Here is a 15,872-nt window from a genome sequence, read left to right on the forward strand (position 1 = left end):
TCACGCCTCAGCCCGCCGTGGCCACCAGCAGGCCGCCATCGGCCTGCCTGCGCACCTGCACCGGCAGCGCATGGGGCAGCGCCCGCACCCAGGCATGGGCCTTGGCGATGCGCACGCGCCCGCTCAGCGGCAGGCGCGCGGCCTCGGGCGTGGCCTGCAGGTCGAACGGCGCATAGCGTGACAGCCGCGCCAGGGCCTCGCCCAGCGTGGCATCGGCAAACACCAGCTCGCCATGCCGCCAGGAGGCCGCCTGCCCGGCGTCGCCCCGGGTCTGCGTGGCCACCGTGCCTTCCATGCGCAGGCCCTGGCCTGCAGACAATTCATAGAAGCGCCCGCCATCCGCGTCGGATTGCACGCGCACACGCCCCGACTCCACCTGCACCGTGACCCGCTCCTGCCCCTGGGCGCCCGTGGCCAGTTCCACGCCGAAGCGCGTGCCCAGCACGGTGACGCGCACGCCGCCGGCCTGCACGGTGAAGGGCCGGTCCTCGTCCCGCTCCACCTCGAAGAAGGCTGCGCCCTGCGTCAGCTGCACCACGCGCCGCGTGGCGAAATACTCCACCTGCGCGCTGCTGAGCGCGTCCAGCAGCAGGCTGGAGCCGTCCGGCAGGCCATGGCGCACCTGCTGGCCGCGCAGGCTGGACCAGCCGGCCTGCCACTGCACATGCGTGTCGCGGTAATGCCGCCATTGCTGCCAGCCCAGGCTGCCGCCCAGGCCGAAACCGGCCACGCCCAGCAGCGCGGCCAGGCTGCGCCGCCGACCTGCATGTCGCGCAACGGCGCTGCCGGGCCGCGTACCGCGCCAGCGGTGCAGCGCATCCTCTATGCAGGCACTGGCCTGGATCAGGTCGCGCTCCACGGTGTTGAGGCTGACGCCCAGGCGCTCGGCAATCTCGGGCTGGCGCTCGCCCTGCACGCGGTGGGCGATGAAGGCGGCCCGGCAGCGCTCGGGCAGGCTGTGCAAGGCGGACTCCAGCACGGCCAGCGCCTGGCGGTACATGACGGAGTCGGCCACATCGGGCGCATGGCTGGGCGCCAGTTGTTCATGGACTGCCGCCTCGCCCAGGTAGCGGGCATGGCGCTGGCGGCGGCGGTGCGCATCCAGCGCCATGTGCTGGGCCATCACGGCCAGATAGGCCGTGGCGTCGCGCGGCATCTGGGCCGGATTCGCGGCCCCGGCCAGGTCTGCGGCCTCGGCCGGGGCGCTGCGCGCGTGTTCCGCCAGCCGCAGCCAGGTGTCGTGCACCAGGTCGCCCGCCTCCTCGCGGCTGCCCGTGCTGCGCGTGGCGGCACGCACCAGGTCGGCATAGGCCCGGTCAAAGCCGGAAAGCAGAGCGCGGGTGAAGGAGGCGGACAAATCCATGGGGCTGGATCATAACCGCGCAAAGAAGAATCATTCTCAATAAACGCAATGCATGCCGGGCTCTTTCAGCGGTTCCTGGACCGTTCCTGAAAGGGCGCGATCGCAAGGTGCAACGGGCCGCGAAGCGACTTTGCGCACGCCGCACGCGCTATCATCCGCACCGGCCCCCTGTCACGGGGCTGGTGCTTCAAAACACCCATTAGCAAGCGGCACCGCCTCTCCGAAAGCGAGGCTTGCACACCGAATCCACCAGCCAATGCAGATTGCAATGGCCCGTGGATTCGATACGTAATGGAGCATCGAAACATGAGTACCGTTTTTCTCGGGCAGACCCGCGCGCCCTGTCTTTGCGCGCTCCCTCCCTCACGCTTGCCATCCACGCAGCGCCAGACACGGAGGGACATGGCATGACTTCCACCCAGCCAAACCAGCCCACCCACGCCACGGACAGCCACAGCACCCGGCAGCTGTCCAATGCCCTCACCCAGGTGGACCATCTCGTGCAGCAAGGCTGTGCAGAGATCTCCTCCATCGCCCAGCTGGCCCTGGCATGGCTGGAGACGCCCAAGGGCCATCGCCACATGGACGTGGTGGCCCGCGCCCTGCAAAGCATCCGCGACAGCGCCGAGACACTGGCCGACTACGCCGGCACCGAGGCCCAGGCCATGGGCTGCGGATTCGAAGACGCGGCCGAGATGCGCCGCGCCGAAGCGGCCGAGGCAGCCGCCAAGGCCATGGCGCAACTGCTCGACTGCCGCACCCATGAGCCGGTGCGCCCGCAGGGCTGAGGCATGGCCATGGACAAAGACACCCTCAGGACACAGCCACCCAGCCTGCACCAGTTGACCAGCGCCATCACCGAGATCCACGGCAGCGTGCAGGAAAACTGCACCGAGATCTCGGCCCTGGCGCAACTGGCCCTGGCGGCGGTGCATGCACCGCAGGAGCACCACAGCCAGCAGGCCCTGGCCCATGCGCTGCGCGCCATCCGCGACAGCGCCGACCTGCTGGCCGGCCATGTGAAGGTGGAGGCCCGGCGCGTGGTGTAGCCCCCATCCGCCGCCTACCCCGCAATGGCTCTGCAAGGGCTGCTGGCTCCGCAATGGGCGCCAGCGGCCTGCACCGCCGTCCTCGGCTGCTGCCGCGCCAACTCCACCCCATCCTCACAGGGAAAGCTTCACCACTTGTAGTTCAGCACCGCCATGGCCTGGCGCGGCGTGCCGAACTGGCCCTGGCCGTCGATGTTGACGTAGTACTTCTTGTTGAAGAGGTTGTTCAGGTTCAGCTGCAGCGAGAGCCTGGGGCTGAAGGCATAGCGCGCCATGAGGCTGGCGGTGGCGAAGGATTTCTGCTCGAAGACCAGGTCATTGCCCGCCACGAAGACGCTAGCGCGGGTGCGGCTTTGCCATTGCAGGCCGCCGCCCACGGTGAGCTGATTCCACCCACCGGGCAGGCGGTAGGAAGTGAACAGCTGGGCCTGGGTCTTGGGCGCCCAGGCGTTGATGGACAGGCCCTGGGCGTCACGCGCGACGGTGTGGGCAATGCCGGCCGACAGGTTCCAGCCCGTGGCCAGCTCGCCCGAGACCTGGGCCTCGAAGCCCTTGCTGGTCACGCCCTTGGCGCCGTAGTAGGCGAAGTCGGTGGTGCCGGGCACGACCTGGCCTTCGTCCAGCTGGGCCACGTTGTCCTGCTGGATGCGGAAGACGGACAGCGAGCTGTTGAGCCTGCCGTCCAGGTGCTCGCCCTTGATGCCGATCTCGAAGCTCTTGCCCGCCACGGGGTCCAGGTAGCTGCCGCCGCGGTCGCGGTAGTTCTGGGGCTGGAAGATGTCGGTGTAGCTGGCATAGGCCGAGAAGCCTTCGCTCAGGTCCAGCACCAGGCCTGCGTAGGGGATGAAGACGTTGTGGTCGCGCACCTCGCTGAGGCTGCGCACCTTCCAGCTGCTCTGGCGCCCGCCCACGATGAGCTTGACCGGATCGGCCAGCGACAGGCGCAGCGCGCCGTACAGCGCGTCCTGGCGCGTGTGGTCCAGGCTGCTGGTGGTCAGCGGCCCCCAGGTGGGCTCGGCATAGGAGCCGTCCCATTGGTAGTAGTTGCCCACGTCCTGCAGCGGGCTGGTGCGCGCATGGCCGGCCTTGTGCTCGCGGGCACGGCTGCTGGTCAGGCCCACCACGGCCTCATGGCGGCGCCCGCCCAGTTCCCAGCCGCCCGTCACCTGCAGGTCGGCGCTGTTTTGCTGGAAGCTGTATTCGGAGTAGTTGGGCAGGGCCGCCATGCCCAGGCCGGTGGTGATGTCGGGCTGGCGCATGAGGTACAGCAGCTTGGCGTCGTAGGCGCTGTCGCGGTGCACGAAGTTGGCCTTGAGCTTCCAGTCGTTGCCGAAGCGGTGCTGCAGGTTGGCGAAGATGCTTTTGTTGGTGCTGTTCCAGCGCGTCCAGTTGGCGGCCGTGGTCTTGGAGGTGCTCCAGTCGGCCGGCATGCCGTTCGTGAAGACCAGCGGCAGGCCGCCCCAGGTCGAGCCGGTGGGCCGGTTGGCCTGGTAGTCGGCGCCCACGCTGAGCGTGGTGTCGGGCGTGAGGTCGGCATCGATCACGCCGTAGAAGACCTGCTTGCGCGCGTGGTAGAGATCCACATGGGAGTCGCGCTCTTCGGCCATGCCGGCGACGCGTGCGCGGATGCGGCCGTCCTGCGTCAGCGGCATGGACAGGTCCACCGTGCCGCGATGGTGGTTCCACGAGCCCACGCTGGCCGAGGCCGAGCCCGTGAACACCTTGCTGTTGGCGTGCTTGCGCACCATGTTGATGGAGGCCGACGGATTGCCCGCGCCCGTGAGCAGGCCCGTGGCGCCGCGCACCACTTCGACGCGGTCATAGATGGTGGTGTCGTTGCCCGATTCGCCGTAGAACGACAGGCCGATGGAGGTGGGCACGCCGTCGTACTGCAGGTTGTCCACGTAGAAGCCGCGCGAGTAGAAGTCCGAGCGGTCGCTGTCCGAGCTGACGACATGGATGCCGGTGACGCTGCGCATGGCGTCGTTGAGCGATAGCAGGCCCTGGTCCTCGATCTGCTGGCGCGTGAGCACGCTGACGGACTGCGGCGTGTCGCGCAGCGACAGGCTCAGGCCCGTGGCCGCCGCCGTGGCCGGCGTGGTGTAGGAGCCCGAGCCTTCGGTGGTGGGGCTGGCCTGGGCAGAGGCCGTGACCAGCACGGTCCTGAGCGTCTGGGAGGACGGCGCGCCTGCCGCACCCGCAGCACCCGCCGCGCCGGAGGTGGCAGGCACCACGGGCATCTCGCGCAGGGTGTAGCCGCCGCCGGCCGAGCGCACGGCCGCCAGCGGCGTGCCCAGCAAGGCGCGGTCCAGCGCCTGCTCCACGGTGAAGCGCCCGCTCACGCCGCCGCTGCGCAGCCCTTCGGTGACGGCCGATCCGAAGGTGACCAGCACGCCGGCCTCGCGCCCGAGCTGGTTGAGCACGCTTTCGAGCGGGCCGGCGGCAATGTCGTACTGGCGTTGCTGCGAAGCACCGGCAGCCGGCTGCGCCCAGGCCTGTGCCGGAGCCAGGGCGCCTGCGGCAGCCAGCCCCGCCAGCGTGCCCGCGCACAGCACCTGCAGCGCCAGCGCCACGGGCCGCAACGCCGGGGCCGCCTGGGATGGGCGGACAGTGGGGGCGGCAGTCTGCCGCATGGAGTTCTGGCGCATGGTCTGAGGGCGCATGGAAAGGCCTTGTTGCAATGGTTGTAGAGAAGCGTTGGCGCACGCTGCGGTGCGCTCCTGTCTCTGTTGACAGCCATCGCCGGCAAATCAGCTCAAATTTTTTTCAAAAGAGAGGCGAAGGCCTTCATGCAGGCCGTGCCGCTCATGCCTTGCCCGCCCCGGCAGGCCGCACCATCACCCAGTAGCGCGAGAAGGAGTGGATTTCCACGGGCAGCGACGAGGTCAGCGCGGCCAGCACGCGGTCGGTGTCGGCCAGCGGATAGGCGCCGGAGACGTGCAGGCCGGCCACGGCCGGGTCGCAGCCCAGGCGCCCGCGCCGGTAGCGGCCCAGCTCGGCCAGGAAATCCTCCAGCCGCATGCGCGAGGCCACCAGCATGCCTTCGGCCCAGGCGCTGGCCGCCGTGTCCAGCGCGCCGGAGTGCACGGCCTGCTGGGCCGTGAACGTGCCCTGCTCTCCCGCAGCTATGCGCTGCGCGGCATGCGGGGCATGCGCGGGCCGCAGTTGCACGGCGCCTTGCAGCACGCCCACTTCGATGCCGGGCTCGCGCTCGCGCACCGTGAAGCGCGTGCCCAGGGCCTGGACGGCGCCCATGGCGGTCTGCACGATGAAGGGACGGTGCAGGCTGTCCGGCGCGGTCTGCACGAGGATTTCGCCACGCACCAGCTCCAGCACGCGCTCGGCCGCGCCGTAGCGCAGGTTGAGGGCGCTGCCGCTGTTGAGCACCACGCTGCCGCCATCGGGCAGCGGCAGCCGGCGCTGCTCGCCCACGGCCGCGACCTGGTCGGCCGTCCAGCCGCGCCAGGCCTGCGAGCGCACGACGGCTGCGGAGCCTGCGCCCGAGACCAGCAGCACGGCCAGCGCCTGCACCGCACGGCGCCTGCCGGCCGAGCCGGGTGCGGCCAATGCGGCCCGCGCCAGCGGCATGGGGATGCCGGCCATCTGGCTGCCCATGGATTCGATGCGCTGCCAGGCGGCCTCATGCTCGGGGCTGGCCGCACGCCAGCGCTGCAGGCCATCGTGCTGCCGGGCCTGGGCCTGGCCGGAGTTCAGTTGCAGCCACCATTGCACGGCCTGGCGGGCCACTTCGGCAGAAATGGGGGAAGAAGCGGAAGGGAACGCCTGCATGCCGACTACTCCGGGAAGAAGCAGCGCATGGCCGCCTTGGCCAGATGCCGCTTGACGGTGGAGATGGAGATGCCCAGCTCGGCCGCGATCTCGCCATGGCCGAGCCCTTCGAGCTGGGCCAGCAGGAAGGCCTGCTTGGCCAGCGCGGGCAGGCGGCCCAGGCGCCGGTCTATCTCCACCAGGGTCTCCAGCACCATGAGCCGGACCTCGGGCGGCGGCGCCACGGGCTCGGGCATGGCGGCCAGGGCATCGAGATAGGCCTGCTCGATGGCGCGGCGGCGCACCTGGTTGATCAGCAGGTTGCGGGCAATGGTGGTCAGGTAGGCGCGCGGCTCCTGGAGCTGGTCCAGCCCCTTGGCGCCCAGCACCTTGAGGAAGGTGCTCTGCGCCAGATCGGCCGCGTCGAAGGCATTGCCCACCTTCTTGCGCAGCCAGCCCTGCAGCCAGCCGTGGTGGGCCAGGTACAGGGATTCGACATGGGCGGACAAGGAAGGCGATGGGCTGGACACGCGACGACCCGAGATTGAGAATAATTCTCAATTATAGGCAACTGCGACCCTCTTGCGACCCTGCTCTACCGCCTGCTGCTGCAGTCCGTTCCTCCTGGCCGCGTTTCAGAACTTGCCGCGCAGGGTGAGCGTCGCGCTGCGCGGTGCGCCGTAGACATTGCCCCAGGCCGGCGCGCCTATGGTCTGGTAGTAGGTCTTGTCGAACAGGTTGGCCACGCTCAGTGCCACGGACCAGTTGCGGTCGATCCGGTAGCCCAGGCGGGCAGACCACACGGCATAGGCTGGCTGCACATCGGTGATGGCGCCCACCGCGCGCGAGCTGGCGGTCTGGAAGTTGACGCCGCCGCCCACGTTCCAGGCGCTCCATTCGCCCGGCAGGCGGTAGTCGCTCCAGACCCGCAGCATGTGCTTGGGCGTGTAGGTGCTGGCGAACTCCACGCCGGCATTGGAGGTGTTGTTCAGGTACTTGAAATGGCTGAAGGTGTAGCCGGCAAACAGCTGCCAGCCGCGCGCCACCTCGCCGCTGATCTCGGCATCCAGCCCCTGGCTGCGGACCTTGCCCACGGAGACATAGCAGTAGGTGCTGGCCGAGCAGGGGTTGACCAAGTCCTCTTCGGCGCGGTTCTTCTGGTCGATGCGGAACAGGGCCACGGCCGCGTTCACCCTGCCGTCCAGCAATTCGCCCTTCATGCCCACTTCCAGATTTCGCCCCTTGATGGGTGCCAGCAGGTCGCCGGCCGCCGTCACGGCGTTCTGGGCCTGGAAGATGTCGGAGTAGCTGGCATAGGCCGACCACTGGTCATTGAGCGCATAGACCAGGCCGCCATAGGGCGTGATGACGCCGCTTTCCTTGTACGGGTCGTTGTAGGCCTCGCCCGTGTTGCGGTAGTTGCTGCTGCTCGTGAAGCGGGTGATGCGGGCGCCGCCGATCAGGGTCAGCGCATCGGTGAGGCCCAGCCGCGCCACGCCGTAGGCGCCGGACTGGGTCATGCGGGTGCGGCTTTCATCGCCGCGATAGCGGTTGGCCAGGAATTCCGCGCGGAACGGCTCGCGGATGGCGGCGCTCGGGTCGAACACGTTGTTGGGCAAGCCCATGCGGATCAGCGAATAGTCGCTGTCGTTGACCATGCGGCCCGTGTTGGCGCCAAAGCTCAGCGAATGCCGGCGGCCGAAGGCGTCGAATTTGCCGTCCACCGCCACGTCCAGGGTCTTGTTGTCGGTGGTGACATCGAACAGGCCGGCATACATCTCGTTGCCCGCCAACGTGGCGGGATTGATGGCCCCCAGGGCGAAGGCGTACTTCATGTCGTGCTTTTCCCGGGTGTAGCCCGCCGTGGCCTTAACGGTCCAGTCCGCGTTGAAGCGATGCTGCAGCTCGGCAAACAGCGATGTCTGCTCGCTGTCCCAGCGGTTCCAGTCCGCGCCCAGGAAGGTGGAGCGCGGCAGCCGCAGGTCTGCCCCGTCGGCATAGCGCGGCAGGCCCTGGAAGAACGGCGTGGAGCGCAGCCGCTCGTGGGTGGTGCCCACCGTCAGCCGGGTCTGGGAGCTGAGGTCGTACTCCAGCACGCCGTAGAGCACGCCGGTGCGGCTGCTGGCCACGTCGTAGAAATAGTCGCGGCTGTTGAGGCTGGCGACCACGCGCCCGCGCAGCGTGCCGGCCTCGTTGAGCGGGCCCGTGGCATCGATCTCGCTGCGCAGGTTGTTCCAGGAACCCACACTGGCCGATACCTCCAGCTGGCGCTCTGCCAGGGGGCGCTTGCGCACCATGTTGATGGCGGCGCTGGGAGAGCCCGCCCCCTGCAGCAGCCCCGTGGCACCTCGCACCACTTCCACGCGGTCCAGCGTGGCGGCGTTGCTGGTGAAGTTGTCGGCCTGCGGGTAGTAGAAGGCGCGGTTCACACCATCGAACTGGTAGGTATCCACGCGGAAGCCGCGCGAGTAGACATAGCGCCCGCCCATGGGGCTGTCGTACATGGTGATGCCCGTGGTGCTGGCCAGCACGTCGTCCACGGTGTGGAGGTTCTGGTCGTCCATGCGCTGGCGCGTGATCACGCTGATGGACTGGGGGATGTCCTTGATCGCCTGCTCGCCCTTGCCCACCGTGACCGCGCGGGCCGCGTAGCTGCCCGTGCCTTCGCTGGTGGCGCTGCGCTCGGCGCGGGCCGTCACCTGCACTTCGTTCAGGACCGTGGTGGAACCGGCACCAGCGCCGGCCGGTGCGGCCTGCCTGCGCAGCGTGTAGCTGCCATCGCTGCGCGCCACCATGTCCAGCCCGCTGCCGGCCAGCAGGCGCTGCAGCGCCTGCTGCGGCGCGTAGTGGCCGGACAGGGCCGGGCTGGTCAGCCCTTCGGTCAGCGCAGGATCGAAGGACAGCGAAATACCCGCCGCCGTGGCCACGCCAGCCAGCGTGCGGCCCAGCGGCCCGGGCGCAATCTGGTAGGTCTGGGCTGCGGGGGCCGGTTCGGCCGCCTGCACGGCGCCTGCGGCCAATGCCATGCCCAGCAGGGCCAGTCGGGCGGCATGCGCCAGGGGATGGAAGACGGGATGCGGCATGGGTACGGCAGGCATGGAAATCGGTCCTTGGAGGCGGTGAAGAAAGAAGCTCTTTCCCCGTTGCCAGCCGAGATCCGAAAAGGTGTCACCCTGCCTCGATTTTTTTAGTTCCTGGCGACGACGGTGATCCAGTAGCCGCGCATGCGCGTCTGCACGTCGACGGGATAGGTGGAGGCCAGCATGGTCAGCGTCCGGTCCGTATCGCCCAGCGGGAAGGAGCCGGACACGCGCAGCGCGCGCACCTCTGGCGCGCACTGCAGCAGGCCGGGCCGGTAGCGCGACAGTTCGGCGCAGAACGCGGCCAGCGGCATGGCGTCGGCCATCAGCATGCCGTGGGTCCAGGCCGTGGCCTCGGGCTGCAGGGGCTGGGGCGCGGTCACCTCCCCCGCTCGCAATACCGTTTGCTGACCGGCTTGAACGACCAGCGCCGGGCTGGCGGCGCCGCGCAGCGTGACTTCCACGGCTCCCTCGGTCACGGCCAGGCGCACGGGGCCGCCGTCCGCCCTGCCCCCTTCTTGCCGCACGGTGAAGCGGGTGCCCAGGGCGCGCAGCCGGCCATGGGCGGTGTCCACGACAAAGGGGCGGCGTGGTGTGGCGGTATCTGCCGCCGTTTCTATGGAAATCGCGCCCTGGCGCAAGGTGAGCAGGCGCAGTGCGCCATCAAACCGGATTTCCACCGCGCTGGCCGTGTCCAGCAGGAGGCGGCTGCCATCGGCCAGATGCTCGGTGCGGCGCTCGCCGGTGGCGGTGCGCAGGTCGGCGCCCCAGCCGCGCTGGTCCGCCGCATACCAGGCTTGCCAGGCCAGCCAGCCTGCAGGCGCCACGGCCAGCAGCGCGGCCAGCCGGGCCACGGTGGCGCGGCGCTGGGCGCGGTGGCTTCGGGGCCGGTCCAGCGCCGGCATGGCCAGCGCTGCAGGCAGGCCGCCCAACTTGCCCAGCAGCCGCTCGGCACGCTCCCAGGCCAGGGCATGCTGGGGGTCGGCCTGGCGCCAGCGCTCGCAGGCGGCGCGGTCGGCATCGGTGGCGCCGCTGTCGTGCAGGCGCATCAGCCATTCGGCGGCCTCGTCGAGCACGCGCGCTTGCAGGGGCGTCTCCATCACGCCATTGCCACCAGGCATTGGCGAAACGCCTGGGCCATGTAGCGCTTGACGCTGGTGAGCGAGACCTCCAGCTGCTGCGCGATGTCCTCGTACTTCATGCCGTCCAGCTGGGACAGCAAAAACGTGCGCCGCACGATGGGCGGCAGCGCGTCCAGCATGGCGTCTATCTCGTGCAGGGTCTCCAGCACCAGGGCGCGCTGCTCGGGCGAAGGCGCTACGGGCTCGTGCAAGGCGGCCAGGGCTTCGAGGTAGGCCCGCTCCAGCGCCTGGCGCTTGTACCAGTTGACGAGCACGCCCTTGGCCACCGTGGTCAGGTAGGCACGCGGCTCCTGCACACCAGCCAGGTCGCGCACGCCCAGGATGCGCACAAAGGTGTCCTGCGCCAGGTCCGCCGCATCCGCCCCGTTGCCCAGCCTGCGGCGCAGCCAGCCCTGCAGCCAGCCATGGTGGGCGGTGTACAGGGAGGCGGCTTCTCGGTGCTGGGGGGTAGAGGCTGGGGCGGATGGCATGGTAGGACCCGATGGCTTGAAGGCGGGAGGCACCATCAAACAAGAATCATTCTCAACTTATTGTAACCAGCGGAATCACTTGCCTAAGAGTGCCATCAGGCGGACCATCCAAAGGCGAACAGTGGGAGCAAGTGCGACCAGAGTGGCTGACATCCAGCTGCCGCGCCGGATCGGTATCATTTAGAAACAATCAATCATCAGCTCAGCATCCATCAGGAGAGCGAACCATGTTCGAAACGCGGGTAGCAGGCACGGCAGGACAACAGGCGCTGTGGAGCACGCTGGACAAGGCCATGGCGCTGGCGGAATTCACGCCCGAAGGCCGGCTGATGCGCGCCAATGCCAACTACGAGGCCATCCTCGGCTATCCGGCCACGGGCGCTGAAGGTCTGCTTCACAGCGATCTGTGCACGCAGGCCCAGGCCGACCCGGCCGCCTACGGCCAGTGGCGCCAGCGCTGGGGCGCGGGCGAGACGGTTTCGCGCGTGGGAGAGCACCGGCGCCGCGACGGAAGCACCTGCTGGCTGGAGGCCACCTATGCGCCCGTGCTCGATGCGGCCGGCGCCCTCAGCCATGTGCTGTGCATTGCCACCGATGTCTCGGCCCGCATGCTGGCCGACCGCCGGCGGCAGGAGCACATGCGGCGCCTGTCCCTGGTGGCAGACGCCACCGACGCGGCCGTGGTGATCGCCGATGGCAACTGGACCATCAGCTATGTGAATGCGGGCTTCAGCCGCATGTTCGGCTGGACCAGCGAGGAGGTGGTGGGCCGTGCGCCCATCGCCCTGCTGGTGCCCCATGCCTCGCCCGAGTTCACGGCCGCCTACCGTGCCGAGCTGGACGCGGGCAAGCCCGTGTACCGCGAGGAGATCCTGGTGGGCAAGGACGGCGAGCGCTACTGGGTCAGCGCCCAGGCCAATCCCGTGATGGGGCCGGACGGGCGGCTGCAGACCACGGTGACGGTGATCACCGACATTACCGAAGCCAAGATGCATGAGGTGCTGCAGCGGCGCGCCCTGGAGGCCATGGCCCGCGACCAGCCGCTGACCGAGGTGCTGGACCTGGTGTGCCGCGAGGTCGAGCGCATTGCGCCCGATATCGCGGTCTCGGTGCTGGAAGTCGATGACCAGAACCGCCTGCATCCGCTGGCCGCGCCCAGCCTGCCGGCCTCCTATTCGGCGGCGCTGGACGGCGTGCCCATCGGCCCCAATGTCGGCTCCTGCGGCGCGGCGGCCTTTCACAACCGGCCCGTGCTGGTAGGCGACATCGCCACCGACCCGCTGTGGGCCGACTACAAGCACCTCATCCTGCCGCTGGGGTATACGGCCTGCTGGTCCACGCCCATCTGCGGGCTGCAGGGCGGCGTGGCCGGCACCTTTGCCTTCTACTACCGCCATTTCAACCGGCCCGGCCCCGATCCCTTCCACCAGCGGCTGGTGGAGGCCTGCACCGACCTGTGCGCGCTGGCGCTGGAGCGCGAGCAGGCACGCCGCCGCATCCGGCAGCTGGCCTTCTACGACGGGCTGACCACCCTGCCCAACCGCAGCCTGCTGCTGGCCCAGGCCGAGCAGGCGCTGTCCGTGGCTTCGCACGAGGGCCACGAGCTGGCCGTGGTCTTCATCGACCTGGACCGTTTCAAGCAGGTCAACGACTCGCTGGGCCACCCGGCCGGCGACCGGCTGCTGTGCAGCGTGGCCCAGCGCATTCAGGCGGAGCTGCGCACGGGTGACATTGCCGGGCGGCTGTCGGGCGACGAGTTCGTCATCGTGCTGCCACACTGTGGTGGCGCGCAGGCCGCCGAGGTGATAGAGCGGCTGCAGTCGGCACTTGGCGAGCCCTGCATGATCGACGACGTATCCCTGGCCAGCACGGCCAGTTGCGGCATTGCCGTGTTTCCCGCCGACGGGCGCGACATGGAGACCCTGCTGCACCGCGCCGACATGGCCATGTACCAGGCCAAATCCGGCGGGCGCGGGCTCTACAGCTTCTTCAGCCCCGAGATGAACCGCCTGGCCCAGGAGCGCCTGGTGCTGGAGACGGCGCTGCGCGACGCCCTGCGCAGCGGCGGCCTGCGCCTGCACTACCAGCCCCAGCTCGACCTGAAGGACGGGCGCCTCTACGGCGTGGAGGCCCTGGCGCGCTGGAGCCATGCGGAATTCGGCGAGATCTCGCCCGCACGCTTCATTCCGCTGGCCGAGGAATGCGGCCTGATCGGCGAGCTGGGCACCTGGGCACTGCGCGAGGCCTGCCGCCAGCTGGGCGAGTGGCGCAGCCGGGGCATCGACGTGCCGGCCATGTCTGTCAACCTCTCGCCCACCAGCTTTCACAACCTGGACCTGCCGCGCATGATTGCCGACACGCTGGAGCACAACGCGCTCAAGCCGCAGGACCTCACGCTGGAGATCACCGAAAGCCTGCTGCTGGACACCAACCCGGGCACCATGCGCACGCTGCAGGCCGTGCATTCCCAGGGCGTGCGCCTGTCCATGGACGACTTCGGCACGGGCTACTCCAGCCTCAGCTACCTGCGGCGCCTGCCGGTCAGCGAGCTCAAGCTGGACCGCAGCTTCGTCGCCGACCTGGAGCACGACGAGGCCGCGCAGGCGCTGAGCAACGCCATCCTGGGCATAGGCCGCAGCCTGCACCTGACCGTGGTGGCCGAGGGCGTGGAGACGGCAGCGCAGAACACCATCCTGCGCGAACAGGGCTATCCGGTGGCACAGGGCTATCTGTTCTCGCGCCCGCTGCCGGCCGCTGATCTGGAACGGTGGCTGCAGGCATCGAGCGCGCAGGCCGGCCTGGCGACCGACGTGTGAGCGGACGTGTGAGCGGACGTGTGAGCGGGCATGTGAACGGGCATGTGAGCGGACCAGGCCATGCGCGCGGAGACCTTGGCCGGCAAAAGTAACAATCCGCAATAAATATTCGGACTGGACCTATTTTTCCCTAAGCCTCGCCGGCAAGTGACCGATATCTGCGGCATGGCGGCGGCTGAGTGTCGGCCCCGCTGATCGCCACAGATCGCCACCGTTTCCGCCGACTCCCAGCCCCAGCCGCTCATCCGCTTCCGCTCTTCGCCATACGGCACTCCCCCACCATGATGTTTTTCCGCAATCTGAAGCTGGCCCCCAAGCTGCTGGCCTCCTTCATCGCCCTGCTGCTGCTGACCGCAGGCCTGGGCCTGTTCTCCGTGGTCCAGCTGGACCGCGTCAACCAGACCGCCACCGACCTGGCCCACCACTGGATGCCTGCCGAGCGCGTGCTCCTGGAGATGCGCTACCAGCTGCAGCGCTACCGCTCGCAGACCATGCAGCATGTGCTGGCCACCTCCATGGAAGAGATGGCCGTCTACGACAAGAACATGCCCGCGCTGTGGTCCGAGCTGCTGAAGAACCAGCAGGCCTTCGAGCGCTATGCCAATACGGCTCGCGAGCGCGAGCTGATGGCCGGCATCAAGGACGACCTGGGCCAGTACGCGCAGCACACGGCAAAGATCGTGGACCTGTCCCACGCCCTGCGCACCGACGAGGCCTCCGAGCTGCTGCGCGGCGATTCGGTCAAGACCAGCCGCGCCATCAACAGCAAGCTCGATGAACTGATCAAGCTCAACGCCCAGGGCATCGAAGATGCCAACCAGGCCGGTGACGACATCTTCACGGCTGCGCGCTGGTGGGTGATCGCCCTGCTGGTGGGCGCCGTGGTCTTCGGCCTGGCCATGGCCCTGCTGATCGCCCGCAGCGTGGCGCGCCCCCTGCAGCAGGCCGTGAGCCTGGCGCAGGCCGTGGCCGCAGGCGACCTGGGCAGCCGCATCGAGGTGCATGGCAAGGACGAGACCGGCCAGCTGCTGCTGGCCCTGCAGCACATGAACGAAAGCCTGCAACGCATCGTGGGCCAGGTGCGCCAGGGCACGGACTCCATCGCCACGGCCAGCGGCCAGATCGCATCGGGCAACCAGGACCTGTCGGCCCGCACCGAGGAGCAGGCCAGCTCGCTGGAGCAGACCGCCGCCTCCATGGAGGAGCTGACCTCCACCGTCAAGCAAAACGGCGCCAACGCCCAGCAGGCCAACCAGCTGGCCGCCGCCGCGTCCCAGGTCGCCGTGCGCGGCGGAACGGCCGTGGCCCAGGTGGTGCAGACCATGTCCGCCATCAACGATGCCTCGCGCAAGATCGTGGACATCATCGGCGTCATCGACTCCATCGCCTTCCAGACCAACATCCTGGCGCTGAATGCCGCCGTGGAAGCGGCCCGCGCCGGCGACCAGGGCCGGGGCTTTGCCGTCGTCGCCTCGGAAGTGCGCACCCTGGCCCAGCGCTCGGCCGCCGCCGCCAAGGAGATCAAGCAGCTGATCGACGACTCGGTGGGCAAGGTCGAGGAAGGCAGCGCCCAGGTCGATTCGGCCGGCAAGACCATGGAGGAGATCGTGGCCAGCGTGCGCCGCGTGACCGACATCATGGGCGAGATCTCGGCCGCCAGCCATGAGCAGACGGCCGGTATCGAGCAGGTCAACCAGGCCGTCACGCAGATGGACCAGATGACCCAGCAGAACGCGGCCCTGGTCGAGGAATCGGCGGCGGCCACCGGCGCCCTGCAGGCCCAGGCCAAGGCGCTGGCCGAGGTGGTGAGCGTGTTCAAGCTCTCGCCGTCCACCGGCATGCTGGGCAGCAGCCGCGGTGTCAGCCACGCCGCCGCCGTGGCAGCGCCCCGCCAAACACCGGCGGCGCCCCGTCCGCATCTGGCGCCTGCCGCTCCCAAAGGCGCTGTGCCCGCACGCGCATCGGCCGCCCTGCCTTCTGCAACTGGTGCGGCCGGTGCGGCCGGTGCACCCCCTGCTCCGGCAGGCGCCGCGCGCCCGGCCCAGCCGGCGCAGCCGGCCCGGCCTGCCGTGACCGCACCTGCCAGGGCCAAGGCCAAGGCGGCCAGCACGGCCTCCGACGACGATTGGGAAACCTTCTGAACCAGGTTTTCGCCCGCCCCGCCGGGGGCGGACACACCGGCCA

At 69.3% G+C, this 15,872-nt stretch carries 11 protein-coding genes; 4 read left to right on the forward strand and 7 right to left on the reverse strand.

Translation table 11 applies throughout. The features are described from left to right. Window positions 1-7: 7 nt before the first annotated feature. Window positions 8-1,363 carry a sigma-70 family RNA polymerase sigma factor gene (locus tag ACF8LI_RS13750; RefSeq protein WP_199961529.1) on the reverse strand — a complete coding sequence of 452 codons (1,356 nt, stop codon included), beginning with the start codon at window positions 1,361-1,363 and terminating at the stop codon, window positions 8-10. 407 nt (window positions 1,364-1,770) lie between these two features. Between ACF8LI_RS13750 and ACF8LI_RS13755 the strand changes: the two genes are divergently transcribed. Next, the gene (locus tag ACF8LI_RS13755; RefSeq protein WP_392413076.1) at window positions 1,771-2,151 is read left to right on the forward strand and encodes a hypothetical protein; all 381 of its coding nucleotides are present in this window, start codon (window positions 1,771-1,773) and stop codon (window positions 2,149-2,151) included. Window positions 2,152-2,154: 3 nt separating this feature from the next. Next, window positions 2,155-2,412: a hypothetical protein gene (locus tag ACF8LI_RS13760; RefSeq protein WP_034400160.1), complete on the forward strand. Its 258-nt coding sequence runs from the start codon at window positions 2,155-2,157 to the stop codon at window positions 2,410-2,412. A 128-nt stretch (window positions 2,413-2,540) separates the two neighbouring features. On the opposite strand, the gene ACF8LI_RS13765 is transcribed toward ACF8LI_RS13760, so the two are convergent. The 6 genes from ACF8LI_RS13765 to ACF8LI_RS13790 all read right to left on the reverse strand — a co-directional run bounded on the left by ACF8LI_RS13765 (window position 2,541) and on the right by ACF8LI_RS13790 (window position 10,872). Then, complete coding sequence (locus tag ACF8LI_RS13765) at window positions 2,541-5,075, reverse strand: TonB-dependent receptor (protein ID WP_392413077.1); 2,535 nt, start codon at window positions 5,073-5,075, stop codon at window positions 2,541-2,543. 142 nt (window positions 5,076-5,217) lie between these two features. Continuing rightward, on the reverse strand, window positions 5,218-6,201 hold the full coding sequence (locus ACF8LI_RS13770) for a FecR domain-containing protein (RefSeq protein WP_203399510.1): 984 nt from the start codon (window positions 6,199-6,201) through the stop codon (window positions 5,218-5,220). A 5-nt stretch (window positions 6,202-6,206) separates the two neighbouring features. Continuing rightward, window positions 6,207-6,689, reverse strand: coding sequence for a sigma-70 family RNA polymerase sigma factor (locus tag ACF8LI_RS13775; protein ID WP_016450750.1), 483 nt, complete (start codon window positions 6,687-6,689; stop codon window positions 6,207-6,209). A 126-nt stretch (window positions 6,690-6,815) separates the two neighbouring features. After that, window positions 6,816-9,278 (reverse strand): TonB-dependent siderophore receptor, encoded by a 2,463-nt coding sequence (locus ACF8LI_RS13780; protein ID WP_392413078.1) that lies wholly within the window; start codon window positions 9,276-9,278, stop codon window positions 6,816-6,818. Window positions 9,279-9,367: 89 nt separating this feature from the next. Then, entirely contained in the window at window positions 9,368-10,381 is a 1,014-nt protein-coding gene (locus tag ACF8LI_RS13785; RefSeq protein WP_392413080.1) for a FecR domain-containing protein, read from the reverse strand. Continuing rightward, window positions 10,360-10,872 carry a sigma-70 family RNA polymerase sigma factor gene (locus ACF8LI_RS13790; protein WP_203399512.1) on the reverse strand — a complete coding sequence of 171 codons (513 nt, stop codon included), beginning with the start codon at window positions 10,870-10,872 and terminating at the stop codon, window positions 10,360-10,362. The genes ACF8LI_RS13785 and ACF8LI_RS13790 overlap by 22 nt, the downstream gene beginning before the upstream one ends. Window positions 10,873-11,099: 227 nt before the next feature. Between ACF8LI_RS13790 and ACF8LI_RS13795 the strand changes: the two genes are divergently transcribed. Beyond that, on the forward strand, window positions 11,100-13,688 hold the full coding sequence (locus tag ACF8LI_RS13795; RefSeq protein ID WP_047219769.1) for a GGDEF and EAL domain-containing protein: 2,589 nt from the start codon (window positions 11,100-11,102) through the stop codon (window positions 13,686-13,688). A 281-nt stretch (window positions 13,689-13,969) separates the two neighbouring features. Then, on the forward strand, window positions 13,970-15,829 hold the full coding sequence (locus ACF8LI_RS13800) for a methyl-accepting chemotaxis protein (RefSeq protein WP_392413083.1): 1,860 nt from the start codon (window positions 13,970-13,972) through the stop codon (window positions 15,827-15,829). The last annotated feature ends 43 nt before the right edge of the window (window positions 15,830-15,872 follow it).

Source organism: Delftia sp. WSY_12 (assembly GCF_043104645.1).
Lineage (GTDB): Bacteria > Pseudomonadota > Gammaproteobacteria > Burkholderiales > Burkholderiaceae_C > Comamonas > Comamonas tsuruhatensis.

What these genes read in the sequence shown, in the direction of transcription:
- ACF8LI_RS13790 (WP_203399512.1), bottom strand. Translation starts at nt 10,872, where the DNA reads ATGCCATCCGCCCCAGCCTCTACCCCCCAGCACCGAGAAGCCGCCTCC.
- ACF8LI_RS13780 (WP_392413078.1), bottom strand. Translation starts at nt 9,278, where the DNA reads ATGCCTGCCGTACCCATGCCGCATCCCGTCTTCCATCCCCTGGCGCAT.
- ACF8LI_RS13795 (WP_047219769.1), top strand. Translation starts at nt 11,100, where the DNA reads ATGTTCGAAACGCGGGTAGCAGGCACGGCAGGACAACAGGCGCTGTGG.
- ACF8LI_RS13770 (WP_203399510.1), bottom strand. Translation starts at nt 6,201, where the DNA reads ATGCAGGCGTTCCCTTCCGCTTCTTCCCCCATTTCTGCCGAAGTGGCC.
- ACF8LI_RS13750 (WP_199961529.1), bottom strand. Translation starts at nt 1,363, where the DNA reads ATGGATTTGTCCGCCTCCTTCACCCGCGCTCTGCTTTCCGGCTTTGAC.
- ACF8LI_RS13755 (WP_392413076.1), top strand. Translation starts at nt 1,771, where the DNA reads ATGACTTCCACCCAGCCAAACCAGCCCACCCACGCCACGGACAGCCAC.
- ACF8LI_RS13785 (WP_392413080.1), bottom strand. Translation starts at nt 10,381, where the DNA reads ATGCCTGGTGGCAATGGCGTGATGGAGACGCCCCTGCAAGCGCGCGTG.
- ACF8LI_RS13765 (WP_392413077.1), bottom strand. Translation starts at nt 5,075, where the DNA reads ATGCGCCCTCAGACCATGCGCCAGAACTCCATGCGGCAGACTGCCGCC.
- ACF8LI_RS13760 (WP_034400160.1), top strand. Translation starts at nt 2,155, where the DNA reads ATGGCCATGGACAAAGACACCCTCAGGACACAGCCACCCAGCCTGCAC.
- ACF8LI_RS13800 (WP_392413083.1), top strand. Translation starts at nt 13,970, where the DNA reads ATGATGTTTTTCCGCAATCTGAAGCTGGCCCCCAAGCTGCTGGCCTCC.